We start from the raw sequence: 881 nt of genomic DNA, 5'->3' as shown, positions 1-881 counted from the left end.
TCTTGTGTTGGCGCGAGGCCTCAGCGAACAGGTCGAACTTCAGGGCGCTACGGGGAGTGATCATGGCAAAGGATGGAGCACGCGTTCTCGATCAACAAGGGACCGGATGGGTTTTGAGAGGTTCCCGAACCAGATTGCCCCGACGCTGTGCCCGGTTCATAGCTGAGCCCCCTGCAACTGACACCACGCCGGAGCATTGGCAGGTTCAAAATTGATAGCAACAGGGCCATAGAAAGACGCGGGATTCGTCCGTACGGTCGAGATATGTCCTATTGATAAATCTAGGGCCGGCGCTTCGCGCCGCCCCCCGGCTTGCGCCGGAGGGCTGGACGCTTCGCCCCCGGCCGCGGGGACGCTACGCATCCCCACAGCCGGCCGCGCAGCATCCGTCCCCCTGGCACTGTGAACACGATCAAACATGGCCGCCCGACGGACAAGCAATGACCACCATGAGCCATCTGCACCGACGAACGAGCGGCCCTCAGGAGTCCACAGCTTGCCGCCATGAAAACACCAGCCTGCCCAGGACTCGCCGGGCAGCTCCATGCGGTTAAGCAGGCGCAGCAGCTTGTAGGCGGCAAAGGGGATGTCGTGCTTGCCGGACTGCCAGTTATGCAAAGTCCGTTCGGTGACGTGAAGAAGCTGCGCGCAGCCGGGCAGATCGAGGCCCAGGTTGCGGTACATGGCCCGGAACCTTTGAGCAAGCTCAGCGCGGGTGTCAGGGTCATGGCGACGATGCCTGCCCCGGTACTTAACTAGATACGATGTATATTCTCAAGCACCTCTTTTGAGGGTGAAAAATAATCAAATTTGATTATTTTTAGAATATAAAAAGATAGAAATATTGCGCCGACCCCTCCGCGCTGGATCAGGTACATAAC

At 58.6% G+C, this 881-nt stretch carries 1 protein-coding gene; it reads right to left on the bottom strand.

Features of this window, described 5'->3' with window-relative positions; genetic code table 11:
* Positions 1 to 156 precede the first annotated feature (156 nt).
* Complete coding sequence (locus AVMA1855_RS26505; RefSeq protein WP_284428010.1) at positions 157 to 684, bottom strand: VC1465 family Xer recombination activation factor; 528 nt, start codon at positions 682 to 684, stop codon at positions 157 to 159.
* Positions 685 to 881: the final 197 nt, after the last annotated feature.

Source organism: Acidovorax sp. SUPP1855 (genome assembly GCF_030158955.1).
Taxonomy (GTDB): Bacteria; Pseudomonadota; Gammaproteobacteria; order Burkholderiales; family Burkholderiaceae_C; genus Paracidovorax.
Note: the sequence above shows the minus strand (reverse complement) of the source record. Positions and strands in the feature narration are given on the sequence as shown.